We start from the raw sequence: 26,861 nt of genomic DNA on the forward strand, positions 1-26,861 counted from the left end.
GAATACTATGCTGGAAAAGCAGTCCATTAATTTACCAGAAGGTTTACGCGCTGCCATTAATCAGGCTTATCGTGCTGATGAGTTATCTTTGATTACTGAACTATGCGAGAAGGCAGCACTTGGACAGCAACAAATGGCCGGTATCAAAAGCAGCGCGACGAAATTGGTTGAAGCGGTGCGTGCCGAACGCAAAAAAAGTACTGGGATTGATTCATTTTTAACAGAGTATGCTTTATCCAGTGATGAAGGGATTGCTCTAATGTGTCTGGCTGAAGCTTTATTACGGGTTCCAGATAACGCTACTATTGATAATTTAATTAAAGATAAATTAGCTGGCGGGGATTGGAAATCTCATAGAGGACAAAGTGAATCATTTTTTGTTAATGCAACTACTTGGGCTTTGATGTTAACAGGTAAAGTATTAACACCAGAAAAAGCTGAGAATACTTTAACCAAATCGTTAATGAAATTAGTGAGTCGCAGTAGTGAGGCTGTGGTCCGTACTGCGGTTGATAAGGCCATGCGAATTATGAGTAAACAATTCGTAATGGGACGTACTATTAATGAAGCATTGACTCGAGCAAAAAAGAAAGAGGAAAAAGGGTATCGATATTCCTATGACATGCTTGGGGAAGCAGCATTGACGTCCATTGATGCAGATCGATATTTGGAAGCTTATAAAGTTGCTATTGAATCCATAGGTCAAAAAGCAGATAAAAATTCAGACGTATATAGGCGTCCGGGGATTTCTATAAAATTATCCGCGCTACACCCACGTTATAATGAGAGTCAACATGAGCGGGTAATGGCTGAACTGCCTGCGAAGTTATTAACACTGGCTCGCTTAGCAAAAGATTACGATATTGCTTTAACCATTGATGCCGAAGAATCAGAGCGGTTGGATTTATCTCTTGATCTCATTGAGAAGGTATTCTGTGACGACAGTCTAAATGGTTGGAATGGCTTTGGCCTGGCAGTGCAATCCTATCAAAAAAGGGCTTTTTATGTTTTAGATTGGGTGGCTGCTTTAGCGCGAAAGAAACAAAGACGCATTATGGTTCGCTTGATCAAGGGGGCTTACTGGGATAGTGAGATTAAAAAAACACAAATGCAAGGGCTAACCGAATATCCGGTATTTACACGCAAGGTGTTTACCGATGTTTCTTTTCAGGCCTGCGCTAAAAAAATCTTAACTTTGACTGATGCTATTTATCCGCAATTTGCAACTCATAATGCTTATTCAGTCGCAATGATCCTGAATATAGTGGGTGAGTATAGAGACTTTGAATTCCAGTGTCTGCATGGAATGGGGAATGAACTCTATGAACAGGTTGTACCTAAAGAACATTATGGTATTGCTTGTCGAATCTATGCTCCGGTAGGTAGCCATGAAGACCTGCTTCCTTATTTGGTTCGACGCTTGTTGGAAAACGGAGCAAATTCCTCTTTTGTAAATCGTATAGTGGATGACAATGCGCCTATTAGCGATTTAGTTGAGGATCCAATCAATAAAGCAAAATCGTTATTTGGTAATATGAATAAAAATATTCCTTTACCAGAAGCGTTATTTTTACCTGGAAGAAAAAACTCTAAAGGCTTTGATTTTAGTAATCGATATGAGAGAGCCCAATTACAACAGGAATTAGAAAAAATTGATTTAACTCAATGGAAGGCTGGGCCTATAGTTGCCGGGCGCATGGTTTTTGATTCAACTCATCCGGTCACTTCTCCACAACAACCTGATGCTGTAGTCGGTTCATTGCAGAATTCCTCCTTAGACGATGTTGAAAAAGCACTAGCTCAAGCCGAGTTAACTTTTGCTTCGTGGAGCAAGACTCCTGTAGAGGAGAGAGTCTCTTGTATCAAACGATTTGCTGATTTGTTGCAAGCCAATATGGTGGAATTGATGGCTTTAGCCTGTCTTGAGGCTGGGAAAACCTGGAATGATGGTATTTCTGAAGTACGAGAAGCAATAGATTTTTGCCGTTATTATGCCATGATGGGGCAACAATTGATGGCAAATCCGACTCGCTTACATGGTTATACCGGTGAGTTAAATGAATTAAGTTTACATCCTCGGGGCACCATACTTTGTATTAGTCCTTGGAATTTTCCTTTGGCCATTTTTACTGGTCAAGTAGTGGCAGGGTTGATAACAGGGAATTGTGTTATAGCCAAGCCAGCAGAACAAACACCTCTTATTGCTGCGTATGCAGTAAAATTAATGCATCAGGCAGGTATTCCAGTTGGAGCTGTTCAGTTACTTCCAGGGGCAGGGGAGACTATTGGAGCAGCATTAGTTGCTGATAAGAGAATAAAAGCAGTCTTGTTCACTGGGTCGACTGATACTGCGAATCACATTAATAAGACTCTGGCTACTCGAGGTGGGGAACTTATTCCCTTTATTGCCGAAACAGGTGGTCAGAATGCGATGCTTGTTGATTCTTCGGCATTACTGGAGCAAGTAGTTGTTGATGCGGTCACTTCTGCCTTTGGTAGTGCTGGACAGCGATGCTCGGCTCTACGCGTATTGTATGTTCAAGAGGAAGTCTATCCACGAACTGTAGCACTCCTCAAAGGAGCTATGGCTGAGTTAGTGGTAGGTGATCCTCGTTGGTTGTCTACAGATGTTGGTCCAGTTATTGACCAGGAAGCATTATCCTTGCTGAAAGGACATGTAGATAATATGAAAAAACGCCATGAGATTCTGTATCAATGTCAGATTAATGAAGGGGTTGAATCAGGTTATTTTATGCCTCCAACAGCAATAGCTATAGACAATATCAACTCCCTGGAAAAAGAAGTATTTGGGCCTGTACTTCATGTGATTCAGTTCAAAAGAAAAGATCTTGATAAAGTAATTGATCAAATTAACCAGACCGGTTACGGATTAACTCTTGGGATTCACAGCCGTATCAATGATACAGTGGAATACATCAGGCAAAGAGTGCATGCCGGCAACTGCTATGTTAATCGTAATATGGTCGGCGCAGTCGTTGGTTTACAGCCTTTCGGTGGTGAAGGTTTATCGGGTACTGGGCCTAAAGCGGGTGGTCCTAATTATTTGGTAAGATTATGCCATGAACGTACTTATACTGTAGATACAACAGCGGCAGGCGGTAATGCCAGCTTGATGTCTCTGCCAGAAGATATTTAAGATAACTATCAAAGTTAAGTCGCGCCTGATGTTTATTATTGAAGTAATAAACATTAGGCAGATCATTGCGTCATGAGTAAATAGCTTTAAAAGTAAACCTTCGCGAAGGCACTGTCAACTTAACATTTGAACACGTCAGACACAGGTGGGGTTGAATTTGTAGGCGCAAAAAATCCGTGCCGCGCACGCTTCCCAAATTTCTTTAGCCTTTTGAAATTGAACTCTCTGCTGTGATGCCGGTGGTTGTGGCGTCCGACAGCTACAGCAAAGAGAGCGCTGGTTTTCCCCTTAAGCGCCAGGATGTGCTGAGTCCCGCCGGGTGATTTTAAGCCAATAAGGGACTTTTCTTTTTCTGCAGCAGCCAAAAATTTCAGGTCAAGCGCATATAGAATTATGCTCCCTGTAGTATTTTTTCAAGGTATTCTGGATTTATTCTTGAAAAAACGCGACGAAATGTATCATGGCAAGGAATTCCATAGGGCAATGTTAAATATCTACGCAACCTATCCTCTCGCTCTTTTGCAAATGTTTCTATGTCTTCCCAACCCTTAGCACCACAAATAACGGCACATATAGTGATAATTATTAGTTCCAAAAGTAAATGCTGACTATTTCTCGGGCTTCTTGGATCGGTGATGTCACTAAATATACTAGAAACTATTTTGCTACGATGAATATCAATCATTCTTAAATATCTGTTTTAATGGAAAAACAGTAGAATAATCCTTTTTATTCAGCTTGCAATTTTAATATGCGCTTGCCCTGCCAAAAATTTTTCTTTATTTGGTTAGTTAATATTTAGTTAATAAAAATAATATATACTGTAAAAATTTATTTTTCCCTGAGAGAACACAGTATGGCTATTGAATTTATTAAAGAGCAAGTAGATATTTATCAGTTACCCTCCGTTGACCTTACACACAAGGGAACTGGGGGAGCTCAAATAACTATTGGCGACCTACATGCTAATACTATGAAACTGATGTTTATGCTTGTTAAACACGGAATAGCAACAAATATCAATAAAGAAGATTATAATAGACTAGTTAAAATTTATAAAACCGAAACAGAAAATTTAACAAAAGAGCTCTTGGGTGAGTTTACTGGAATATTAGGTAAGCTAAAATTCAATAGTGACTCAACAATAAGACTAATTGGAGATGAACTAGCTGACAGAGGCAATAATGATTATTTCACCCTTAAAATTCTTGAAAAACTAAAGGAACATAAAGTTCCTGTGGAAATAATTGTTTCGAATCATAGTATTGAATTTATTGAGGCCTATGAGAGGCAAGAGGATTTTCTCCCCCGCATACTATTGGAAGAGCATTCTGAATCTATCAGAAAATTACAACGTCTTGTGGAGTCAGGGATTGTAACTAGAGACGAGATACTAGATATTGCAGAAAAAGCCTATAAACCAACTTTACGAGCAATTTCATATTCATTAAGCGAAGATAATAAAGAAATTACTATTTATAGCCATGCTGGTATAGGATTGGATAGCATCAAAGACCTCGCTCAAAAACTAGAAGTAGAGTACAAAGACACAACCGCAGTATGTCTTGCTCAAACTATTAATAAGATTAATGAGCAATTCCAAAAACACGTGCAAAATGATACGGTACATACACTATATACATCCGAAAATATGTGGGCTGGTTATCTCGGGGAAAATTTAAGTGATGCGCCCTTTGAGTTTATTATGTGGAACAGGAGGTATTACTCCCTTGATAGACCGAAAGATCATTACGATTATAAGATAAATTTTGTTCATGGACATGATAGCGAGGATCTTACGAAAGATAATATTTATAATCTTGATAATTCATTAGGAAAAGGGGATTACGGGAATCAAGGCTCATATACTGTTCTTTATTCACGCAAAAGTGCAGTTACTCCTTCATTAAAATCTATAGAAAAAGAAGTCGCTATTGAACCGCCCGCTCAAGCAGAGATTAAGGCAGCGGCACAGCAACAGCTTCAAAAAGAAGCCCAACAGGTTATAGCAAATTACATTAAGAAAATAAATCAATTCGCTGTAGACTTTTCTGGAGTTAGAACCAGTGATGGGGTGAAAACAAGAGCACAACAATTACTAACCAATCTGGCTGAAATAACCGGCGATAAAGGAAACTTATCTGAAGCATTAACGACGCCAGGTATCGACAGAAAACAATCCGATGCTATTAAGTGCGCTATGGCTAATAAAAGAGAAGAGATTAACGCAGCAGCACAACAGTTTAAGGATCAAAAGCAAAAAGAAGCAAAAATTAACGCTCTACTTCTATCCATTGATACAGCATTAGAGAACCTTGCTCAGAGAGTAAGGGAAGTTAACCCAAATCAATTCAGAAATGCTTATGACGTGGCTTTAGCCTTAGTGAATAATTTAAAGAATGCTCGTGATCGTTATAAAGATAATATGACGCTCAGGGATTCATTATCAGATGAGTTATTTAAAAATACTTGTAGAGAGGAAATACAAAACGCAATGCCTGTATTGCAAAATGCTTTAGGTTGGGGAGACTATCTCACTAATCTTTTGAAAATCATGGCAAACGCGATAATTAAAGTAGTCACACTAGGCCATAGGAATAATTTTTTCACGCTGGTGCAGCCTGCCTTCGAAAATGCAGTGAGAATAGCTGAACAAGATTTACAGATAGACAATGTGCCAAGCCCCTCCTAAATTAATTTAATGGCTTGTAAATAGGCGCCTCCAACTTAACATTTGACCACGTCAGAAAGAGGATAGGTAGAATGTTAAGTTGACACGGTGTCCTAAATATAGGTAGAGCGCTCATTTCAGGAGATCTGTCACAGTGGTCGAGATGACGTTTTTCGAACTTATCAGTAGGTACTGTAATTTCTTACTAGTGTTTTTTAGCAAGGAACCATGGAATTAGTACAAACAGGGTCAATCCTCCGATTAGAAATGATTCAAAGAAAAATATATTCCCAATAGGAATTTGGGTGGGGGGGATGAAACCTACGAACATGGCTGTCAGGCAGCAAACAATTCCAGTACCTGAAACTAACCACATGACTATGTTTCCACCAGGAATAGTATATCCCCTGGGTTGTTCGGGTTTGCTGTATCTTAATTTTATGGCTGCGGCAAACATGATGACATAAACCATTAATGCCATCTGGGCACTTAAATCGCTTAACATCCAATAAGCTGCATTGATTGAGTCAAGTAAGATAAAGATGGAACTTAAAAAAGAAAATATAATGGCTTGGGTTACCAGGATAGTTACAGGAGCTCCGTACTTATTAACGCGAGTAAATCGGGCGGGTAAGGAACCATCGCGAGCAGAAACTAATAATCCTTTAGTGGGGCCAATAATCCAGGCTGAAACGCCACTGATGCCACCCACAATAATTAATACCGCAATGACTGAGGTCATCCAGGGCATATGATATGAATTGAAAAATATAGAGTAAGCATCAATCAGCCCAGATACCACACTTAAACTTTCATTGGGTACCACAATAACAATGGCAAGAGAGCCTAAAGAAAGAGTAGAAATAATTACCAGTGTTGAATAAAGTAATGCCTTAGGGTAATCGCGTTGTGGGTTTTTAACTTCCTCAGCATGTACGGCGGACATTTCCATGCCGATTAAGCCAAATAAGACAGCCGCAAAGAGCGATAAATTTCCCAAAGAACTAAAATCAGGGAGCCACGATGCAGAATAGTCAACTGCTACTGTTTTTCCCTGAAAGCACCAATTAATCCCCAATACAATAATAATGAGCATAGGCAATACGGTGCCGATAGATGCACCAATGATGCTCACTATGCTGGAAATTCTCATTCCAAAGCAATTCAACAATGTAAATAACCAAAATAACCCCAAAGTAGTGCCCAATAGATAAAATTTATTATTGGATAATTCTGGTGCAATTAGGTAGGAAAGAGTTGCGGCAATAAAAGCGAGTATGGTTGGATACCAGACAACGTTATATATCCATTGAAGCCATATAGTTATAAATCCAGCTCGTTTACCGAATGCTTCTCTGACCCAAACATAAATTCCCCCGGTGTTGGGGTAGGCCGTTGCCAGCTCTGCAGCGACCAGTGCCACGGGAATAAAAAAGGCGAAAGCAGCAATAATGTAATAGGATATTAATGACAAACCAAGTTTTGCGCTAATAGGTAAAGTTCTTAAGCTATCGACAGCAATTATGTTAATCATTACCAAGGAAAAAACGCTCAAAACCCTCTTTGAATGATTCATAATTAGAGATCCTTAATGGGTGTAGGAAGACAAACTGAATGGTATGTATGTATTACTGTTACTAGAACTATTGGAATTGACAAATAAAAAAACGCCCATGAACACGGATTCTCTATAAAAAATTAACAGGGGAATGTAGCATTTTAGTTTAAAAAAAACAATTATTTCAATGATGACGAATCAATGCTTCATTTACAGGGTAGCCCGGTTGCTTGCAACCGGGCCACGTTTACTACATCAGACAGCAATGATGACAACTCAATAGCTGAAATTACGCACACAAGTTACGTAATACGTATTGTAAGATGCCACCATTTTTATAGTATTCCAATTCATCAGCTGTATCGATGCGGCAGAGTGCTTTAATTTCTTCACGTTGACCATTAGCACGCTCTATAGTGACAGCCACCATTGCACCTGGAGTTAATGAGTCAGATAGAGCAATGCTGATTCGCTCATTACCTTCCAATGATAATGTCTTGCGAGTCATGCCATCAATAAACTGTAAAGGCAAAACACCCATACCAATTAAGTTAGAACGATGAATACGTTCAAAACTTTCAGTAATAACTGCTTTTACACCAAGCAAATTAGTTCCTTTTGCTGCCCAGTCTCTTGATGAGCCCGTACCATATTCTTTACCGGCGATTACTACTAATTCCTGTTTATTCGCTTGATAGAGCATGGAAGCATCATAAATTGGCATAATTTCGCCAGTCGGGATGTAACGCGTAATCCCACCTTCTTGACCAGGCGTCATTTCATTACGGATCCGAATATTGGCAAAGGTTCCCCGCATCATTACTTCATGATTACCACGACGAGAACCGTATGAATTGAAGTCTTTTTCACTCACGCCTTTTGATTTCAAATATAAACCGGCAGGTGAACTTGCTTTAATTGATCCCGCTGGAGAAATATGATCCGTAGTAATGGAATCACCAAACAAGGCCAGTATATATGCTCCTTTTATCGGTTTAATTGAATCAGGTTTTGCCTTTAGATTTTCAAAGAAAGGAGGATGTTGAATGTAAGTCGAATCAGCATTCCACTCATAAGTTTTACCTGTGCTGGTTTTAATCGCTTGCCAATGGGCATCGCCTTGGAACACTTCCGCATATTCCTTGCGGAACATCCCGCCGCTGACTTTGGCAACTTCTGCAGCTACTTCTGCATTAGAAGGCCATATGTCTTTGAGGAATACGTCATTTCCCTGATTATCTTTGCCTAAAGGCTCTTTGCTTAAGTCAGTACAAGTAGTACCACTTAGTGCATAAGCTACTACTAAAGGAGGAGAGGCGAGCCAGTTCGCTCTGACTTGTGGATGTACACGGCCTTCAAAATTTCGGTTTCCAGAAAGAACTGCTGATACCACGAGATCGTTATCTGTAACACAGTGAGCAATAGCATCAGGAAGAGGGCCTGAATTACCAATACAAGTGGTACAACCATAACCCACCAGATTAAACCCTAACTGATCCAGATAAGTTTGTAGACCAGCATGTTTAAGATAATCGGTAACTACTTTGGAGCCGGGTGCTAAAGAAGATTTAACCCAAGGTTTGCGTTGCAAGCCTTTTTCAATTGCTTTTTTAGCCACTAAGCCTGCGGCCATCAGAACGCTGGGATTGGATGTATTGGTACAACTGGTGATTGCTGCAATAACCACATTGCCATGTTTCATTTTAAAGTCTTTGTTTTTTACCATAAAGTCAGTATTTTTTTCTGACTCTTTGCCTGTCTCTTTTAAAAAAGCATTGAATTCAACAGGTAGTGTACTTAAATTTACTTTATCCTGTGGTCTTTTGGGGCCAGCGAGAGAGGGTTCTACTGTACTTAAATCCAATTGTAAGGTATCAGTAAAAACAGGATCTTCGCAGTCTTTGTCATACCACATACCTTGAGCTTTGGCGTAGGCTTCAACTAACGCAATAGTATGTTTATCGCGACCAGTTAATTCCAGATAACGAATGGTTTCTTTGTCAACAGGGAAAAATCCACAGGTAGCACCATATTCGGGAGCCATATTAGAAATAGTAGCTCTATCGGCAAGTGGCAAATCATTAAGTCCGGGACCATAAAACTCAACAAATTTACCAACCACTCCTTTCTTACGAAGCATTTGGGTTACTGTGAGTACCAGATCAGTTGCGGTAATACCCTCTTTTAGTTTGCCGGTAAGTTTAAAACCTATAACTTCAGGAATTAACATGGAAACTGGTTGTCCAAGCATGGCCGCTTCAGCTTCGATTCCGCCAACTCCCCAGCCTAAGATTCCTAATCCATTAATCATAGTAGTATGTGAATCAGTACCTACCAAAGTATCAGGGTAAGCGTATAATTGACCATCATCTTCACTACTCCACACGGTTTTACCCAGATATTCCAAATTTACCTGATGGCATATTCCTGTTCCTGGGGGAACAACCTGGAAGTTGGAGAATGCTTTTTGGCCCCAACGTAAAAACTCATAACGCTCATTGTTGCGTTCCATTTCGATTTCGGTATTTACTTCAAGAGAATCTTGGGTACCAAACTTATCAACCATTACCGAGTGATCAATAACTAAATCAACAGGCGATAGTGGAGAGATTTTATCGGGATTACCTCCCATTTTTACTATGGCAGTCCGCATGGCCGCCAGATCAACAACGGCAGGAACTCCCGTAAAATCTTGCATCAGAACTCGAGCAGGTCTGAAAGCAATTTCATGCTGTGAGGTTTTGGTTTGTAACCAGTCAGCAATCGCCTTAATATCCTTGGTTGTTACTGTTGTATCGTCTTCAAAACGAAGTAAATTTTCAAAGAGTACCTTTAGAGAGTAGGGAAGGCGACTAATCCCTTTAAAATTCTTCTGTTCTGCTTCTTTCAAGCTGTAATAATGATAGGTTTTGCCATCAACATTTAATTGAGATTTTGTTGATAGACTGTCATGACCCACTTTCATAAAAGAACTCCCCAATTCAAAAAACATAATAATAGCTTATATTTGGCAAATTATCATGAGATCTTGTGAATTAAGAACGGGAAAATTAAAGTTCTCGAAACTTATCATCTGAACAGGTACCTCCATTTATCTTTAAGTTCTATGTTACAAATAAGGCATCTATCTCGGAATGAAACTCATTTCAGAAAAATCAGACTCCGTATTGATGTCGCTTTCCTCTTCGAATACGAGATCAGGCCTTATTAATTTTGCTCCTTCCTGAAAGAGGGTTATTTCTTCCTGTTTCTTTTTCACTGAATCTGGAGCGTCCGGAATGAACAGAAAAAAGCAACTGGGAAACAATAAGGGGATTGCTACAAGAAGCAAAATGGCTCCAATTACTGGATTAAATGCACAAACCGGAATTGAGCCAATGACTAAACTGATGCAAAGACCCACTGATGCAAGGCAAATCTCTTTAGTTAGATGATTAGGTTTTGCGGCGTCATGGCTTCCAACGAGATAATAGTATTGCCTATGGTAATAATAGATAGAGCTTCCGGCTCCCCATGGGTACTCCAGACATTGATGTAATGTTTTGGCAAATCTGGAGTATTGTTCTAAAACCTGTTCTTTTTCAAAAGGGCTTATCGTGTGCGATGATAATTCACTTTCAAAATCATTGATCCGTTTTTGGAGCAGTGAAAGAAAATAACGCTTTTTCCCGTCTTCGATATCAGCTAATAAAGATTTGGCCTGCTCAATTTTTTGTACTACAGATTCTTTAGTCACTCGAGAAGGAAATAATAAGTTTCGCATATTTTATTCTCATTATAATTTTTTGAGCAGAGGCTAACATTAGTTCTATGAGTACCATAGATCTTTTTGCGGAGATTTACACCGAAGAAATATTTATTAACATTAGGTTTAATTTTTTTGGCCTTTTTTAATGTGGTACGAATATTGCTTGTAAAAAAAACAGCGCACAAGGAGTGTTAATATGCTTGATTTGACTCACTTTATTCTTAATTCCTCTTCACTGACAGAACCACCCATAAATACTCAGGATATTCCAGGGGTTGATCAAGCTTTAGAATTAGCCGATGACTCGGTAGATAAAGATAATCTTATCCTCGATCCTTCTTCTTTTGTTTTGTTGTTTGCCGAGATATTGGCGAATATCCCTGTCAAAAGTGAAGTTGATTCCGATTCCAGTCTTCCTGTTTCAGGTACTACTTTTTCAAATAGTATTCTTGCCGACAGTACTATTTTAAATACATCTACTCAGGAGGAGCTGACCAATAAAGAAGGGGTGGTCAATGAAGCGAGTTTCACTAACAAGATAAATGTGACAAGTATTGAAAATCAAATAAACTCAAAGAATGAACTTCCAATAAATAAGGATATTCAAGAGACAACTAGTAACACGCGGATGAACAATGCTGACCATCTAACGGATACAATACCCGTATTACTCGATACCCCACTAAATACAGAGGTGCAGTCAGAACAACCTTCTCTTAATAGTTTAGAAAACAATGTTGCGATGGTGTGGATTAATTCGAAGAGTTTTCAACCCCCGCAGTCAGTTTCGACAACCAATGAATTTGCGGAAGAATTTTTGCCTGAATTAGAAACTCTACAGCTAGAGTCAGCGCAATTACCTGAAATAGAATTAAAAAAAGATGAGACTACCCAATATGATAAAGTCCTCGAGCCTATAAATACCAAGACGACAATAAACGCCAAAGAAGATTTGTCTAAGGGTATGCAACTGCCAAACGTTTCTTCAGAAAAAAATAGCTCAAAGCTTACCGAAGAACCCACCATAGGTAGCCCCCCCTCAGGAGAAAATACCCAATACTTGGTTCAGCCTAATGCATTAGCTAATAACGAAAGTCAAACAGCAACAGAAATACCCGTAAAATCACTTGAGATCCCTGTTGACCTGGCTAATTCTCAGTGGGCCAATAAATTTTCTGAACATATTACTTGGTTAGGTCACCAAGGGATTAAAAGTGCATTAATTAAAATACATCCAGAAGATTTAGGACCATTAGAAATCAGCATCAAAGTCGTCAAGGACTCCGCTTCAGTTAATATAAACAGCCACAACAGCCATGTACGTGACATAGTAGATCAGGCTTTACCAAAGTTAAGGGAAATGATGGCCGAGCAAGGATTAAATTTATCTGATGTTCATATTGGCTCTGATACAAATCCTCGTCATTTTTCGCATAATAACGCACCATCTGAAGAAATACCCGCGATGAGTTCTGATGATGAAGTGCAATTAATTCCATTAACCAAGAAGACTCAAGAAGGTATCATTGATTATTTTGCTTAGAGTTTATTAGCGCAGGCGTCATTAAAATAAATAAGGTTGGGGAGGAATCCAACCTTATTTAATCGTCTGTTGTCCTTTATATGCAACGCCTGGAGCAACGGATAGCGCGACCGCTCCAGCGATCTATAAGACAAGTTTGACGACAGCCATAACCTATAGAGCGCCAACCCGTCCAATAAGCTCTGCGAGGATAATGTCTTGGACCATAATAAATATATCCTGGAAGATAATATCCACCATAACTATGATAGCCAATAAAATATGCCAATTGAGTGCCAGGAGGTTGTGATGCATTGTTACTGGCATTGGAATAAACACTATAAAAGGTACCTATTAATAGTATGAAAGATGCTAGGAGTATAGGCAGTAATCCGTAGTTTTTAACTCTTGCTTTCTCCATGATGCATTCCTTTTTCTTGGTGTGTCACCCACATTATAGACCAAATTAAAGTCACCAAGTTTTTAAAAATAGCATTTGATAGGGCAATTCCTGGTTGCAAGGATAGCTTTTATGGAGTGGGGCGAGTAGCATAACGTTAAAGTATTTTTTAAGGTTTTGGAAATGACAGGCAGTGTAATTTTAGTCACAGGATGTTCAAGCGGTATTGGTTTTGACAGTGTTTTTGCTTTACAGAAAAGAGGCCATCGCGTCATTGCTTCCTGCCGCAAAGTTGAAGACGTACAAAAATTATCCGCCATGGGAGTTGAAACCCTTCTTTTAGATGTAAATAATTCCTCCTCTATCCATAATGCATTCTCTCAGTTATTAAGTATGACATCAGGAAGATTAGATGTTCTGATTAATAATGCTGGCTATGGTCAAGCGGGGGCTTTAGAAGATATTACTCGTGACACCTTGAGGCGGCAGTTTGAAACCAATGTATTTGGTCTGCTGGAATTAATTAATCTGGCTGTTCCGGTTATGCGGAGGCAAGGGCAGGGGCGGATTATTAACATTAGCTCGATACTCGGCATTATTAGTATGCCTTTTCGTGGTGCATATAATGCTTCAAAATATGCAGTAGAGGGGTTAAGCGATACTTTAAGATTGGAATTACATTCTTCTGGTATTCATGTCATTACTATAGAGCCTGGACCAATAGAAAGTCGATTTAGAGATAATTCGGTAGACAGTTCATTACAAAATATAGACATGGAAAAAAGTTATTTTAAAAAGCAGTATGAGGCTATGCTTACGAGCTATAAGCAGGTAAAAGCCAACTCTTTTTTTACTAAAAAAACGGATACTGTCATTATAAAATTGATCCATGCTATTGAGGCCAAAAGACCCAGAGCGAGATATCCGGTGACTTTCCCAGCCCATTTATTTATTTTTTTAAAACGTATCTTGAGTACTCGTTTACTCGATAAGTTATTTTTATTTTTGTCCAAAAAAGAATTGTCTTCTTAAGCGTAGACTGGTTGCTTGCAACCTACCCACTGGCGTATTTCTTCACACGCCTACGTTGCCGCGACTTGTTCGCGGCATTCAGAAATGGAGTACCAGACTGGATCCTGCCGACAAGCCTCAAGGCATAGGAAACAGATAAAACACTGTACATTTAGCTTTCAAGTAGATACTATAAATAACATGAAAGAGAAGCTTAAATTTATTAATTATTTGATCCTATTGAGTATGGTTTTATTTACTGTAAAACCAGTACTATCACATTTAATTGAAAATCAGGTACAACAAAAGACTCAATACAGTACGACTTCAAGCCCCTGTTCAAGTAGGACGGTCATTGTCTCTTCTTGTGCTTCTTCTTGGCTATATACTCTGGCGGAGGATGAGTTTGGAATCGAGGCTTATCTGTTCCTTCTTGCCGGCCTGCTTTATTACTCTGTAACACAATTTACTTATAACTCCCCCATTTTTTCTCTTTTTAAACCACCCATCCTGATTTAGTTCATTAACTGTGACAATTGATCTTCGACATCCAGTGGCTTGTTCTATGCTCTCAGCTCGAGCACAACTGCGTCATCTCGAGTGTAAGCGAGAGATCTCCTGAATGTAGTACCGTTTCTGCTTCCGAGATCTCTAGCGGAGGCTAGAGATGACGGGGCGCACTTTAAAGATTAATTGTCAACAGATTCTACTTTTAATGTGTTTATTCAATTCATTAATGTTATTTAAAATTAGGAAACTAAAATGAGAACATCAATTAGGAATATCGGCATTTTGATGCTGATGTTATTTGCCAACGTAGTTTGGTCTTCGCCCGGTTTTGAGAGTGCCAATCCAGATGCGGTGCTGCATTTTATTCAGGGAAACAATGCTTTTGTTTATTTAAGTGCTTTTTTTGGCTTAGGTGTATTATTAGCTTTTACACCTTGCGTTTTACCTATGGTACCTATTTTATCCGGAATCATTGTTGGACAAAAATCTTTATCTACCCTTAAGGCCTTTAGGTTATCACTAAGTTATGTAATTGGTATGGCTATAACTTATGCTGGAGCAGGAATGCTTGCTGGGTTAATGGGAAGTACGATTCAGACTATGATGCAACGTCCTGTGGTAATCGTACTATTCAGTATGATTTTTATTATTATGGCTTTATCAATGTTTGGATTATTTGAGTTAAGATTACCCCCATCTTTGACTGATAAATTATGTGGAGCAGGACATTCCAATACTAAACGTAACTACATATCAGTCGCTTTAATGGGCGTGCTATCCACCTTAGTGGTTTCTCCTTGTGTCACTGCTCCTTTAATTGGCGTTTTAAGTTATATTGGTCAAAAAGGTCAGGTTTTAATGGGAGGATTAATTCTATTTGTCATGGCACTAGGAATGGGGATCCCCTTACTTATTGTGGGTTCTGGCTATGGCTCGCTATTACCTAAAACAGGCTCTTGGATGATAAAAATCAAATATTTTTTTGGTTTGATGATGTTAGGCATTTCCATCTGGATGTTCTCGCGAATTCTTGATGCATCACTGATTAAAATTTTATGGGCTGCTTTGCTCATCATTGGCAGTATTAGTTTAGGCAGCTTGCAATCGCAGAAAAGTAAAAAAGGTTTGCTTTTTCAAACGATTGGGGTCATGGCGATAATTTATGGAAGCATTATTCTTTATGGTCTTGGAGTTTCCATTTTTAATCCGTCCTTAGAAAGTAGGGTTGTTGAAAATCAATTTATTAAGGTCAGCAAGCTAAGTGATGTTAATCATCAATTGGCGTTGGCCAAAAAAAATCATAAAGTAGCTTTTGTTGAGTTTTCAGCCAATTGGTGTGGTGATTGCCAGGATATGGACTCAAAAGTCTTTAATCAACCCAAAATAACTCAAGCGATGTCTGGATTAGTAAATATTAAAGTGGATATCAGTGATAAGAGTAGGGAAGTGGACGAGATCAAAAAAGCCTTTGCTATTTATGGTACACCAACCATGCTTTTTTTTGATGCTCGAGGAACACAAATTACAAAACTCGCGGCCGCCGGATTTGTGTCGGAATTATCTATGCTTGATTTATTAAATAAGGCACATCAATCTTCTTGAACTGAAAATAGATATGGCTCGGCTGATTGAGTAATATTCAATGAGTCAGCCATAAAATAATAAGTAGGGTATAGAGATCTAATCCAATAATAAATAAACAATAATTTTTTTTAAAAAGGAAGAAAAACCTTAATTTGTTTGCTAATATCTTAGTGAGTCAAAATAAAAAACATTTAACTATCAAGGAAGTAATATTATGAAAAAATCAACTTTAGCTGTAGCTGCATTGCTAACTGCATTGTCAACAGTTCCTGTGGTGTCTGTAGCATATGCTGATGATACTTCTGCCACTACATCTTCAGGATGTGCTGGTTGTAAAGGTTGCAAAGGTTGTACTGGCTGCAAAGGGTGCCAAGGCTGCAAAGGTTGCAAAGGTTGCAAAGGTTGCAGTGGGGACTAGTATTTAGTCTTATCCTATTAAGAGGTAGTATTTACTACCTCTTTCTTTTACGTCGCTATCATTATCTTTTATGTAGTAATAATTATGCTGAATGATTCAGAATTTGTTTTGCCGAAGTTAAGTAAGTGGCACCAGAAGGTTTTTTTGAAATATGCTACTCAGGTATTAGAAGCGCAACACCAGATGACTACCAGTAAAGGTAAAAACATTCTGCATTACACGCTTAAAAAAAAGCGTAGACATGAACGAATGAGTCATTACCCTCAAGGTGATCGTATTGATCACAGTACCGGTTCTCAATATTTTTATCATTGCCATAGAGAAAATTTAGAAAGCACAGAACATGGTCATTTCCACTGTTTTATCAGATACAAACACATACCGAAACGTATAAAACCTGCTCCATTAGCTGATTGGGATAAATATATGGATAATCCCATGACTCACTTGGTCGCAATAAGCATGAATCAGTTTGGACAACCGATACGCTTATTCACCGTAAATCGTTGGGTTACTTCAGAAGTTTGGTATGAGGCGAAGCACATTGATTATTTTCTCAAACGCTACAAGATGACTTTAATTGATGATCCCTACTGGCAAGTTTTAGATAGATGGGTCGAGGGTATGCTTCATTTATTTGCTCCTCAGATTTCGTGGTTACATCATGCTCGTGATAAACAAATGCAACAGCATCAAGCTATGGATACAACAAGTAATCCTTATACTGATTATGCCATTGAAGAGCTTTCAGAGATAAACATCGATTTGAAAAAACAGATTGAATGGATAATTAGTTGAAAGTATGAATAAATTCTATTGCTTACTGGCTAACTAAACCGATACAATACGCTCGGATTTCGGAATCCAGAACATAATAACGAATAAACGAACAGTAAACATGGCGGGAGGTATTACTAACCTCCAATAATTAATACCTTCTTGTTTAAGGGATTTATGCAAAAGCCTACTGAAATTCTTGATTTTTCGTCCTTATCACGTGAAGAGATTGCCCAATCGCTTCGCGACCATCAATTGAGCCTTTCTGTCGATGAAGTTTTAACCATACAGAATGAATTTCTTAAAAGACCGCCCACGCTTGCTGAGTGTGTGCTTTGGTCTATTCAGGGTTCAGAACACTGTTCCTATAAAAGCAGCCGTGTTCATTTAAAACAATTCAATACCAATGGACCTCATGTAATCCTCGGTGCAAAAGAGGATGCTGGGGTTGTTGCAGTGGCTCAGGACAAGCAAGGGCACCGCTACGGGGTCATTATTAGTCATGAATCACATAATCATCCCTCTCAAATTGTTCCCTATGAAGGCGCGGCTACAGGAGTCGGTGGTAATGTGAGGGATGTGTGTTGCATGGGCGGAGAAGTGATTGCTCTGGCTGACAGTTTGCGTTTCGGTGATATCAATCGTTCTCATACCCATTGGATACAGGAAGGGGTTGTATCAGGCATAGCCGGTTATGGTAATCCGTTAGGGATTCCTAACATCGCGGGCGATGTTTATTATGATGCTGCCTACAATGAAAATTGTTTGGTGACGGTAGTGACTCTGGGGATTGTCCGAGAAGATCAGATCATCCATTCCTATGCCCCTATGAATGCGGAAGATTATGTCTTCATTTTAGTTGGAAAACCTACAGACAATAGTGGTTTTGGTGGAGCCAGTTTTGCTTCGACTACTTTAGAAGAAGATTCAAAAGAAAGAAATAAAGGGGCAGTCCAAGAACCTAATGCCTTTTTGCAAAGGCATATTCTTAAAGCGAATTACGCTTTATTTAATTTACTTAGAGAAAAACAATTAATTGATAAAGTAGGTTTCAAAGATTTAGGGGCCGGCGGGGTAGCCTGTGCCAGTATTGAATTGGCTGAAGCGGGCGGTGCTTACGGTGCTGAAATTGATTTGGAGAAAGTCCCTACTGGAATGGCCGATCTTTTATCATCAGTCATACTCTGCTCCGAAACTCAGGAGCGTTTTATGTGGGTAGTACCACCCGATTTGGCAGATACTATCCTCGAACATTATAACCAGACTTTTGCATTACCTCAGGTTTCAGAAGGTGCACGTGCTGCTGTTATCGGTAAAATTCGTAATGATGGATTGTACGTGGTTAATTACCAGGGAAGGGAGTTGGTTCGTGCTAAAGTGCCTGATGTAACTAAGGGGATAGTCTATAACAGACCTTTTGTATCGAAAGAAGCCGTTATTCAAGAGCCTGATTTGGCTGCGCCAACTGATTATAACAAGATCTTATTAGAGCTTTTAGGTCATGAAAACATCGCATCCAGGGCTCCAGTTTTTGAGACTTACGATAAACAAGTCCAGGGACGAACTCATATAGAAGCTGGGTGGGCCGATGCCGGTGTACTGCAGCCTTTTAACGAAGATAAATATCCTGAGGAAATTCGTAAAACAGGTATTGCTTTATCTCTGGATCAAAATCCTCGTTATAACAAAATTGATGCTTACTGGGGGGCTGTAAATGCTGTAGTGGAGTCCGTTCGTAATATTACTGCAGTAGGCGCAGATCCTGTTGCCTTGACGGATTGCTTATGTTTTGGTAATCCAGAAAAACCGGAACAAATGGGAGAGTTCGTTGATGCAGTGAGAGGCATTGTTGATGCATGTGCTGCGATTCATCTAAAACAATATCCCGATGCCACTTTACCTGTAATTGCCGGCAATGTGTCTTTATATAACGAATCGACAAAAGGTTCCATTCCTCCCAGCCCAATGATTAGCTGTTTAGGCACCCTTCCTGATATTGATCATGCAGTTACTTTTGATATTAAAAAAAGCGATAGTCTTCTAATCTTGGTTGGTGAAAGAAAAGATGAATGTGGAGGAAGTGTTTATTATCAATTGTTTGAGGAATTAGGCGCTCAAATACCCAAACCTGATTTAAAGACGCTGAGTCGTGAGATCCAGTGTGTTTCTGCGGCAATTCAACAAGGGTTGATTCTGGCAGCACATGATATTTCTGAGGGTGGGGTTGCCGTAGCCTTAGCTGAAATGAGCTTTAAAAACTTCATCGGGATCACGGTAGATATAAAGGGTGATTTATCTACTGAAAAGCTTTTATTTAGTGAGTCAGGTGGTTTTATTCTTGAGGTGGATAAAGACCACGGTTCAGTTCTTGATGCATTATTCAATCAGCATCAAGTACCGTACGTGATCATTGGACGCACTATAAACCAACCCGTTTTGCAGATAAATTCAGTTATAAATCTGCAAATCAGTAAAGCCAGATATGCATGGGAGCATGGTTTAAGAGAGAGGTTATTATAATGACTACTATCAACTACAAAACTGCTGGAGTAGATATAGAAGCAGGGAATGAAGCAGTACGACGTATTAAACGTAATGTGGAAAAAACCTTTTCCCCCCAAGTGCTAACAGGAATTGGTAGTTTTGGTGCCATGTATGATTTGAAGCCGCTGATGGAACAATACAAGCATCCGGTTATGGTGCAAAGCATAGATGGTGTTGGCACTAAGATGATAGTAGCCCGAATGATGCAAAAATTTGATACTATAGGAATCGATTTGGTAAGTGCCACGACCAATGACATTATTGTTTTAGGGGCAAAGCCCTTGACCCTGTTAGATTACATTGCAACCGATCATTTAAAACCTCAGCATATTGAGGAAATTATTATCGGGATGACAAAAGCCTGTCTCGAAAATAACATCTCTCTCGTTGGCGGCGAAACCGCTGAAATGCCAGATACTTATCTTCGAGGTGAACATGATTTAGTAGGCATTATTACCGGAGTTGTTGAAAAAGCAGATGCGATTTTAGGGAAAAATATAACTGCTGGTGATGTGGTTTTAGCTTTTCCATCTAGTGGACTACATACCAATGGATATTCATTGGCAAGAAAGTTATTTTTTGATGTAGGTGGTTTTACTGTTGATTCAAAAATTCCCGAGTTGGAGCAGACCGTCGGTGAAGCTTTACTCGCTCCTCATATTAATTATACAAATCCTGTTCTTCATCTACTTAATAATAAAATATCTATAAAAGGAATGGCGCACATCAGTGGCGGCGGGGTATTAGAAAATATCCCCAGAGTATTGCCTTCTCATTGTTCTGTAGAGATTCATAAAAACAAATGTCCAGTGCTTCCTGTTTTTAATGTACTACGCTCCTTGGGGCAGTTAGATGATCAAGAAATGTACCGCACTTTTAATATGGGTATTGGTTTGGTGATGATAGCCTCTCCCGATGCAGTTGCAGAAATGTATTCGCTACTCAAGAATTATCCAGATTTTCCTCTTTATGAAATAGGACGGGTAGTATCGGGTAAGCCTGAAGTGAGATTATGCTAATGAAGATTGCTATTGTGCAATTCCCAGGTTCTAATTGCGAGCGTGAAACCATGCTTGCAGTTCGCCGTGCAGGAATGATTCCAGTTGAATTTCTCTGGAATGAATCGCATGCCAAATTGCGAGAAATGAATGGATACATTATTGTTGGCGGGTTTTCCTATGAAGACCGCTCCCGTGCAGGAATAATAGCCGCGCTGGATCCTGTCATGCGAGAAATTAAGGCACAGAGCGAACTAGGAAAACCGGTTTTAGGAATATGTAATGGAGCACAAATTCTGGTTGAAACAGGATTGGTCCCTGGATTAGAAAATAACCGGTTAGGGATGGCTCTTAGTGAAAATAAACGTATAGTAGATGGAAAAATATTAGGTACCGGCTTTTACAATAGCTGGATCCATATGTGTTCCCGTACTCAAGATAAAAATAATGCGTTTACTCGCCATATGTCTAAAGAATCGATTCTCACCGTTCCTATAGCTCATGCTGAGGGACGTTTTGTTATGCCTGTAGCGTTAGTACAGGAAATAGAGAAAGAGGGGTTAAACGTTTTTCAATATTGTGATGATCAAGGCAATATAAGTGATAATTTTCCGGTGAATCCTAATGGCTCCATGCTGAATATCGCAGCTATAATGAATAAAGCGGGTAACGTCATGGCAATGATGCCTCATCCGGAGCGTACTCCCGCAGGAGATGTGATATTCCTTTCCATGAGGGATTATATAAAGGAAGCGAAGCCATTTCAGTCATCGTTCTTATCTTATAAGCCTACAGCTGCGCCACTCACTCATTATCGTAAAGAAAAGCTCAGTCACGAACTCCTTGTCCAATTAGTTATTACTGATAATTACGCACTTACGGTGCAAAATACTTTAAAGCAATTGGGTATCTCTGTCCGCGTCAGTCGAATGGTGCATTGGCAAATAAATTGTCATTCAGCTGCGGTTATTGATCAGATAAAACAAACAGGTGTTTTATATAACGAACGTAAAGAATATCTTGTGGATCCTCAAAGTGTATCAAATCCTTCTGTTAAGGCTTTCTTAGTCAGACCTATAGATGATTTATTAGGACTACAAAAGAAACAGATGCTTCAGGATCATTTTTTGATTCACGATGTGGAACACATCCATCATGGTATTTTATGGATTTTTAAAAGTGAAGGCGCCAAGATTGGCGACTTAACCGATGCGATATTGAATACCAATATTATTTTTAACCCTAATGCGCATACCTGCTATGAATATGAAAACTCCTAATCAAGATGCAATACGTACTGTACTTCCTTATTGTTTAACCGAAACAGATTTTGCTTTTGGCAAAAAATACAAAGGAAAGGTAAGAGATACCTATGATCTGGGCGATAAATTAATCCTGGTGACTACAGACAGGCAGAGTGCTTTTGACCGACTGCTGGCTTCTGTTCCTTATAAAGGACAAGTACTGAATTTAACCTCAGTCTGGTGGTTCAATAATACTCAATCAATAGTCCCTAATCACTTGATTGCTGTGCCGGACCCTAATGTGGTTATAGCAAAAAAATGTACCGTTTTTCCTATTGAATTCGTTGTTCGCGGGTACATCTCAGGTACTACCAGCACTTCCTTATGGACCCAATATCAAAAAGGGGTACGTGATTATTGTGGTTTATCCTTTCCCGAGGGGTTAAAGAAAAATCAAAAACTGGAAGCGCCGATTTTAACTCCCACAACTAAAGAAACAGAGCATGACCGTCCTATTAGTCCCAAAGAAATCGTTTCTGAAGGCTGGATGACTCAAGCAGACTGGGATGAGGCTAGCTCCTATGCTTTGCAGCTATTTCAGCATGGAATGGACGTCGCGGCAAAACATGGTTTAATTTTAGTAGATACAAAGTATGAATTTGGGCGAGATGAAGAGGGACGTATCGTTCTTGTTGACGAAATTCATACGCCTGACTCAAGTCGTTACTGGTTATCTAATAATTATCAGGAACGATTTGATGCGGGCAAAGAGCCAGAAAATATAGACAAAGAGTTTTTACGGTTATGGTTCGTTGATCACTGCGATCCTTATCAGGATAAAATATTGCCTCAGGCTCCTGAGGAATTAATTGTTACTTTATCCTCACGGTATATCCAGCTCTATGAAATGATTACCAAAGAGAAATTTGTATATGAGAAACATCCTGGTCCCGTAAACCAAAGGATTAGGCGTAATATAGAAGCCTGGTTGCACTGTCATTAAGTAAAGGAATTAGTTCTTCTCTCTGGAAGAGGACTAAATGTAATTCTCAATAACCTCGGGGAAAAATAATATCCCGACTTCCTGCGGTTTGTCCGCAGGATCTAGAGCTTTAATACCAGAGTGAGATTCCTGGATCCCGGACAAGCCGTCAGACCTTGTCGGAGGAGTTTTCCTTGACTTATTGAGATGTTACGACTGATTTATTTATCCGAGAGAATTTTTTCAGGGGTAAGACCTATGTGCGGTATTGTTGGAATTTACAGTCATGAACCCGTTGCAGCAGAACTTTATGATAGTTTGATTCATTTACAGCATAGAGGACAAGATGCTTGTGGAATTTTGACTGGCGATGATCGGTTTTACTTTAAACATGGATTAGGTTTAGTCAGAGAGTCCATTTCTGCAGACGATATTGTGCGGCTCCGAGGTAATGTAGGAATTGCCCACGCTCGATATCCAACCGCAGGCGGTTATAGCGAAGCCGATACCCAACCCCTATGGATAGGGAGTCCTCGTGGGATTGCCCTTGCCCATAATGGTAATTTAGTTAATTATTCTGAGTTAGTTGACGACATCTGTGGTAAACAACATCGGCATTTAAATTCAACCCTTGATTCTGAGGCTTTGCTTCTGCTTTTAGCGGATAATTTAGCTAAAGGTTTCTATTCAGATGAAGATGAAGAACAGTTTTTTAATTTATTGTGCACTTCCGTGAATACTATTTATGAACGTGCTCAAGGTTCCTATTCTGTTGTAAGCCTGGTGATTGGAAAAGGTTTAGTTGCGTTTCGGGACCCCCATGGAATTCGTCCTTTAGTTTGGGGAGAGCGAGTACGCGAAGACGGAACTAAAGATTATATTTTTGCTTCTGAAACCACTTCTTTTTATGCTTTGGGTTTTGAGCCGAAAGGTGATTTACAAGCAGGGGAAGTAGCTTATGTAAATAATAAAGGGCAGCTATACCGTAAAGTACTCACTACTAAAGAGTTTACTCCTTGTATTTTCGAATATGTGTATTTTGCCAGACCTGATGCCACACTTGATGATGTAAGTGTGTACCGATCTCGGTTACGCATGGGGCAAAATCTGGCTATAAGTTGGAAAGAAAAATATCCTGATCTATTACCCGATGTTGTAATTCCGGCACCATCAACAGCAAATACTGCTGCATTAGCTTTCGCTAATGAGTTGGGCATACGTTATTCCGAAGGTTTATATAAAAATCCTTTTATTGGTCGAACTTTTATTATGCCCAACCAGGAGTCACGTTCCCGCCAGGTTCGCTATAAATTAACCCCGCAAAAAACTGAAATTAATAAAAAAAAGGTGTTGATTGTAGATGACAGTATTGTTCGAGGCACTACTTCACGTGAAATTGTAAAAATGGTACGAGAATTTGGAGCAAAAGAAATTTATTTTGTATCTACATGCCCGCCGATTAAAAACCCATGTTTTTATGGTATTGATATTCCGTCTCGTAAGAAATTGATTGCTGCATATAAGACAGAGGAAGAAATTCGCCAATTTTTAGGAGTGGATAAATTATTATATCAAACCCCGAAAGACTTGGTAGAGGCTGTTACTCGTAGAGGAAAACATCATATGGGGCGCCCCTGCATGGCATGCATGGACGGTATTTATATCAGTGGCAACATTACCGAAGAAAAAATAAAGTCTTTAGAGAAAAAAAGACTGGATGAAAGTGAGATACAAACTGAGCTAGGAGAGTTATCCTGATGAATATTCTTGTTGTAGGTTCTGGTGCGCGTGAGCATGCCGTTGTACGCGCATTAAGCCTGTCGAAGCATCAGCCACAGATCTATTGTTGTGGCACATCCCATAATCCAGGGATAGAGAAAATGGCTCAGGCTTATTGGGTTGGTGATATTACGGATGTTGAACAAGTGGCTCATCAAGCCAGCCAATGGCAAATAATGATGGCTATAATTGGCCCGGAAGCGCCCTTAGAACATGGGTTGGCTGATGCTTTAGAAGCGCGTGGCATCGCAGTAATTGGCCCTAAAAAGCAACTGGCTCAAATAGAAACAAGTAAAGCATTTGCCAGAGATTTAATGCAAAAATACGGTATATCTGGCTTACCCAAGTACAAAATATTTTCTAATCCAGTTGGAGTTATGGATTTTTTAACGGAATTAGGTCCCAATAATTATGTCGTTAAAGCAAATGGTTTAATGGCAGGAAAAGGGGTTAAGGTCGCGGGTGACCATTTGCATTCTTATCAAGAAGCTTTCGAGTATTGCACGGAAATTTTTACCCAGGGACAATCTTTGGTCATAGAGGAAAAATTAATTGGTCAGGAATTTTCTTTTATGTGTTTTTCGGATGGAAACACGCTTGTTCCTATGCCACTTATTCAAGACAATAAACGTGCTTATGTTGATGATAAGGGGCCCAATACTGGTGGAATGGGTAGCTATTCAGCTCCTGATCATAGCCTGCCTTTTTTAAACCCATCTGATGTAGAGAGTGCCTGGAATATTAATCAGTCCGTTCTTAATGCTTTAATGACTGAAATGAATGAAAAATACATTGGGATATTATATGGTGGTTTTATCGCTACAGCTGCCGGAGTATATGTCATTGAGTTTAACGCTCGTTTTGGTGATCCTGAGTCTTTAAATGTTCTTAGTATTTTAGAGTCTGATTTTGTTGATTTATGTGTGTCCTTAACTAAAGGTAATTTGCAAGCTGATCAGGTTGTATTTTCCAAAAAAGCAACAGTGTGCAAATATGCTGTACCCGATGGTTATCCTGATCATCCAGTGCGTCAGGTAGAAATTGATATAAACAAAGTGGAGAACAAAAACTATTTGTATTTAGCCGCAGTTAACGCAGTGGATGGGAAGTTATACGCCACAGGCTCACGAACAGCCGCTTATGTTGGCGTGGCAGACACCATTAGTGGCGCTGAGCAAATTGCAGAACAAGAGATCAGCTACGTGGAAGGCCCGTTATTTCACCGAAAGGACATTGGTACTTCTGCTTTAATTAATAAACGCATTGACGCCATGCAAAGGCTGCGTTCATTATGATTCGCTTAGGAATATTAGGATCAACTCGTGGAACTAATATGCTCACCCTTATTGAGGCAATTAATAAGGGGGCATTATCTGCAACTATAGAAGTAGTCATTAGTAATAAATCCAATGCATTGATCCTGGAAAGAGCTCGAAACAATGGATTAAAAGCGGAGTTTCTAAATACAGGGGACTTGAGTCGCAGCGATTATGATAAGCAAATTAATGAACGCTTACTGCATTATCATGTTGATTTAGTCGTTTTAATTGGTTATATGCGTATCCTGTCACCGGATTTCGTTGCTTTGTGGAACAATAAAGTCATTAATGTACATCCTTCATTACTTCCAGCGTTCGCCGGAAAAATGGATGCAGGGGTACATCAGGCTGTTCTTGATTCAGGAATAAAAGAAACAGGGTGTACGATTCATTACGTGACTCAGCAGGTTGATGCCGGCCCTATTATTTTGCAAAAAAAATGTGAGGTTTTAGTTAATGATACAGTTGATTCTCTAAAACATAGAGTGCAAGAACTGGAAGGTCCTGCCTTGGTGGAAGCCATTCAACTAATTGCTCACCGTTTAGAAATGTAGATTGGGCCTTGGTCCAACATAGGTCTGGTTTAACTCGACAACTTCTGTTGGACTAAGCCCCCAACCTTGCAACGAGGGTATTTAT

At 39.4% G+C, this 26,861-nt stretch carries 20 protein-coding genes; 15 read left to right on the plus strand and 5 right to left on the minus strand.

Annotated elements, in window-relative coordinates:
- The first annotated feature begins 7 nt into the window (after positions 1-7).
- A complete protein-coding gene (gene putA, locus LOX96_RS06470; RefSeq protein ID WP_250421649.1) occupies positions 8-3,157 on the plus strand; it encodes a bifunctional proline dehydrogenase/L-glutamate gamma-semialdehyde dehydrogenase PutA in 3,150 nt (1,049 codons plus the stop codon).
- 391 nt (positions 3,158-3,548) lie between these two features.
- On the opposite strand, the gene LOX96_RS06475 is transcribed toward putA, so the two are convergent.
- Positions 3,549-3,842, minus strand: coding sequence for an ISAs1 family transposase (locus tag LOX96_RS06475; protein WP_250421651.1), 294 nt, complete (start codon positions 3,840-3,842; stop codon positions 3,549-3,551).
- Positions 3,843-4,013: 171 nt separating this feature from the next.
- Between LOX96_RS06475 and wip the strand changes: the two genes are divergently transcribed.
- On the plus strand, positions 4,014-5,849 hold the full coding sequence (gene wip / locus LOX96_RS06480) for a Dot/Icm T4SS effector Wip (protein ID WP_250421652.1): 1,836 nt from the start codon (positions 4,014-4,016) through the stop codon (positions 5,847-5,849).
- Between the two features lie 184 nt (positions 5,850-6,033).
- Here the strand turns inward: wip and LOX96_RS06485 are convergent, their stop codons facing one another.
- The 3 genes from LOX96_RS06485 to LOX96_RS06495 form a co-directional block, all read right to left on the minus strand.
- Positions 6,034-7,404: an APC family permease gene (locus tag LOX96_RS06485; RefSeq protein WP_250421654.1), complete on the minus strand. Its 1,371-nt coding sequence runs from the start codon at positions 7,402-7,404 to the stop codon at positions 6,034-6,036.
- 271 nt (positions 7,405-7,675) lie between these two features.
- Positions 7,676-10,351, minus strand: a complete 2,676-nt coding sequence (acnA, locus tag LOX96_RS06490; RefSeq protein ID WP_250421655.1) for an aconitate hydratase AcnA — start codon at positions 10,349-10,351, stop codon at positions 7,676-7,678.
- 159 nt (positions 10,352-10,510) lie between these two features.
- Complete coding sequence (locus tag LOX96_RS06495; protein WP_250421656.1) at positions 10,511-11,149, minus strand: lpg1689 family Dot/Icm T4SS effector; 639 nt, start codon at positions 11,147-11,149, stop codon at positions 10,511-10,513.
- A gap of 181 nt (positions 11,150-11,330) precedes the next feature.
- Between LOX96_RS06495 and LOX96_RS06500 the strand changes: the two genes are divergently transcribed.
- Positions 11,331-12,677 (plus strand): flagellar hook-length control protein FliK, encoded by a 1,347-nt coding sequence (locus LOX96_RS06500; protein ID WP_250421657.1) that lies wholly within the window; start codon positions 11,331-11,333, stop codon positions 12,675-12,677.
- Positions 12,678-12,753: 76 nt separating this feature from the next.
- Here the strand turns inward: LOX96_RS06500 and LOX96_RS06505 are convergent, their stop codons facing one another.
- Complete coding sequence (locus LOX96_RS06505) at positions 12,754-13,077, minus strand: hypothetical protein (RefSeq protein WP_250421658.1); 324 nt, start codon at positions 13,075-13,077, stop codon at positions 12,754-12,756.
- A 162-nt stretch (positions 13,078-13,239) separates the two neighbouring features.
- Between LOX96_RS06505 and LOX96_RS06510 the strand changes: the two genes are divergently transcribed.
- From LOX96_RS06510 to purN, 12 genes are all read left to right on the plus strand, one after another.
- Entirely contained in the window at positions 13,240-14,088 is an 849-nt protein-coding gene (locus LOX96_RS06510; RefSeq protein WP_250421659.1) for an SDR family NAD(P)-dependent oxidoreductase, read from the plus strand.
- Positions 14,089-14,268: 180 nt separating this feature from the next.
- Positions 14,269-14,586, plus strand: coding sequence for a lpg1681 family protein (locus tag LOX96_RS06515; protein WP_250421660.1), 318 nt, complete (start codon positions 14,269-14,271; stop codon positions 14,584-14,586).
- Positions 14,587-14,829: 243 nt separating this feature from the next.
- Positions 14,830-16,179 carry a protein-disulfide reductase DsbD gene (dsbD, locus tag LOX96_RS06520; RefSeq protein ID WP_250421661.1) on the plus strand — a complete coding sequence of 450 codons (1,350 nt, stop codon included), beginning with the start codon at positions 14,830-14,832 and terminating at the stop codon, positions 16,177-16,179.
- Positions 16,180-16,375: 196 nt separating this feature from the next.
- Positions 16,376-16,579 carry a hypothetical protein gene (locus LOX96_RS06525; protein ID WP_250421662.1) on the plus strand — a complete coding sequence of 68 codons (204 nt, stop codon included), beginning with the start codon at positions 16,376-16,378 and terminating at the stop codon, positions 16,577-16,579.
- 84 nt (positions 16,580-16,663) lie between these two features.
- Positions 16,664-17,377 carry a DUF6969 family protein gene (locus tag LOX96_RS06530; RefSeq protein ID WP_250421663.1) on the plus strand — a complete coding sequence of 238 codons (714 nt, stop codon included), beginning with the start codon at positions 16,664-16,666 and terminating at the stop codon, positions 17,375-17,377.
- 156 nt (positions 17,378-17,533) lie between these two features.
- On the plus strand, positions 17,534-19,876 hold the full coding sequence (gene purL, locus LOX96_RS06535) for a phosphoribosylformylglycinamidine synthase subunit PurL (RefSeq protein WP_250421665.1): 2,343 nt from the start codon (positions 17,534-17,536) through the stop codon (positions 19,874-19,876).
- Entirely contained in the window at positions 19,876-20,919 is a 1,044-nt protein-coding gene (gene purM, locus LOX96_RS06540) for a phosphoribosylformylglycinamidine cyclo-ligase (protein WP_250421667.1), read from the plus strand. The genes purL and purM overlap by 1 nt, the downstream gene beginning before the upstream one ends.
- Positions 20,919-22,178, plus strand: coding sequence for a phosphoribosylformylglycinamidine synthase I (gene purQ / locus LOX96_RS06545; protein ID WP_250421668.1), 1,260 nt, complete (start codon positions 20,919-20,921; stop codon positions 22,176-22,178). Before purM ends, purQ begins: the two co-directional genes overlap by 1 nt.
- Positions 22,159-23,145 (plus strand): phosphoribosylaminoimidazolesuccinocarboxamide synthase, encoded by a 987-nt coding sequence (locus LOX96_RS06550; protein WP_250421670.1) that lies wholly within the window; start codon positions 22,159-22,161, stop codon positions 23,143-23,145. Before purQ ends, LOX96_RS06550 begins: the two co-directional genes overlap by 20 nt.
- A 237-nt stretch (positions 23,146-23,382) precedes the next feature.
- Positions 23,383-24,882 (plus strand): amidophosphoribosyltransferase, encoded by a 1,500-nt coding sequence (gene purF, locus LOX96_RS06555; RefSeq protein ID WP_250421671.1) that lies wholly within the window; start codon positions 23,383-23,385, stop codon positions 24,880-24,882.
- A complete protein-coding gene (purD, locus tag LOX96_RS06560) occupies positions 24,879-26,198 on the plus strand; it encodes a phosphoribosylamine--glycine ligase (protein WP_250421688.1) in 1,320 nt (439 codons plus the stop codon). Before purF ends, purD begins: the two co-directional genes overlap by 4 nt.
- Complete coding sequence (gene purN, locus LOX96_RS06565; RefSeq protein ID WP_250421672.1) at positions 26,195-26,776, plus strand: phosphoribosylglycinamide formyltransferase; 582 nt, start codon at positions 26,195-26,197, stop codon at positions 26,774-26,776. The genes purD and purN overlap by 4 nt, the downstream gene beginning before the upstream one ends.
- The last annotated feature ends 85 nt before the right edge of the window (positions 26,777-26,861 follow it).

The sequence above is a fragment of the Legionella maioricensis genome (assembly GCF_023618015.1).
Classification (GTDB): domain Bacteria; phylum Pseudomonadota; class Gammaproteobacteria; order Legionellales; family Legionellaceae; genus Legionella; species Legionella maioricensis.

What these genes read in the sequence shown, in the direction of transcription:
- putA (WP_250421649.1), top strand. Translation starts at nt 8, where the DNA reads ATGCTGGAAAAGCAGTCCATTAATTTACCAGAAGGTTTACGCGCTGCC.
- LOX96_RS06475 (WP_250421651.1), bottom strand. Translation starts at nt 3,842, where the DNA reads ATGATTGATATTCATCGTAGCAAAATAGTTTCTAGTATATTTAGTGAC.
- wip (WP_250421652.1), top strand. Translation starts at nt 4,014, where the DNA reads ATGGCTATTGAATTTATTAAAGAGCAAGTAGATATTTATCAGTTACCC.
- LOX96_RS06485 (WP_250421654.1), bottom strand. Translation starts at nt 7,404, where the DNA reads ATGAATCATTCAAAGAGGGTTTTGAGCGTTTTTTCCTTGGTAATGATT.
- acnA (WP_250421655.1), bottom strand. Translation starts at nt 10,351, where the DNA reads ATGAAAGTGGGTCATGACAGTCTATCAACAAAATCTCAATTAAATGTT.
- LOX96_RS06495 (WP_250421656.1), bottom strand. Translation starts at nt 11,149, where the DNA reads ATGCGAAACTTATTATTTCCTTCTCGAGTGACTAAAGAATCTGTAGTA.
- LOX96_RS06500 (WP_250421657.1), top strand. Translation starts at nt 11,331, where the DNA reads ATGCTTGATTTGACTCACTTTATTCTTAATTCCTCTTCACTGACAGAA.
- LOX96_RS06505 (WP_250421658.1), bottom strand. Translation starts at nt 13,077, where the DNA reads ATGGAGAAAGCAAGAGTTAAAAACTACGGATTACTGCCTATACTCCTA.
- LOX96_RS06510 (WP_250421659.1), top strand. Translation starts at nt 13,240, where the DNA reads ATGACAGGCAGTGTAATTTTAGTCACAGGATGTTCAAGCGGTATTGGT.
- LOX96_RS06515 (WP_250421660.1), top strand. Translation starts at nt 14,269, where the DNA reads ATGAAAGAGAAGCTTAAATTTATTAATTATTTGATCCTATTGAGTATG.
- dsbD (WP_250421661.1), top strand. Translation starts at nt 14,830, where the DNA reads ATGAGAACATCAATTAGGAATATCGGCATTTTGATGCTGATGTTATTT.
- LOX96_RS06525 (WP_250421662.1), top strand. Translation starts at nt 16,376, where the DNA reads ATGAAAAAATCAACTTTAGCTGTAGCTGCATTGCTAACTGCATTGTCA.
- LOX96_RS06530 (WP_250421663.1), top strand. Translation starts at nt 16,664, where the DNA reads ATGCTGAATGATTCAGAATTTGTTTTGCCGAAGTTAAGTAAGTGGCAC.
- purL (WP_250421665.1), top strand. Translation starts at nt 17,534, where the DNA reads ATGCAAAAGCCTACTGAAATTCTTGATTTTTCGTCCTTATCACGTGAA.
- purM (WP_250421667.1), top strand. Translation starts at nt 19,876, where the DNA reads ATGACTACTATCAACTACAAAACTGCTGGAGTAGATATAGAAGCAGGG.
- purQ (WP_250421668.1), top strand. Translation starts at nt 20,919, where the DNA reads ATGAAGATTGCTATTGTGCAATTCCCAGGTTCTAATTGCGAGCGTGAA.
- LOX96_RS06550 (WP_250421670.1), top strand. Translation starts at nt 22,159, where the DNA reads ATGAATATGAAAACTCCTAATCAAGATGCAATACGTACTGTACTTCCT.
- purF (WP_250421671.1), top strand. Translation starts at nt 23,383, where the DNA reads ATGTGCGGTATTGTTGGAATTTACAGTCATGAACCCGTTGCAGCAGAA.
- purN (WP_250421672.1), top strand. Translation starts at nt 26,195, where the DNA reads ATGATTCGCTTAGGAATATTAGGATCAACTCGTGGAACTAATATGCTC.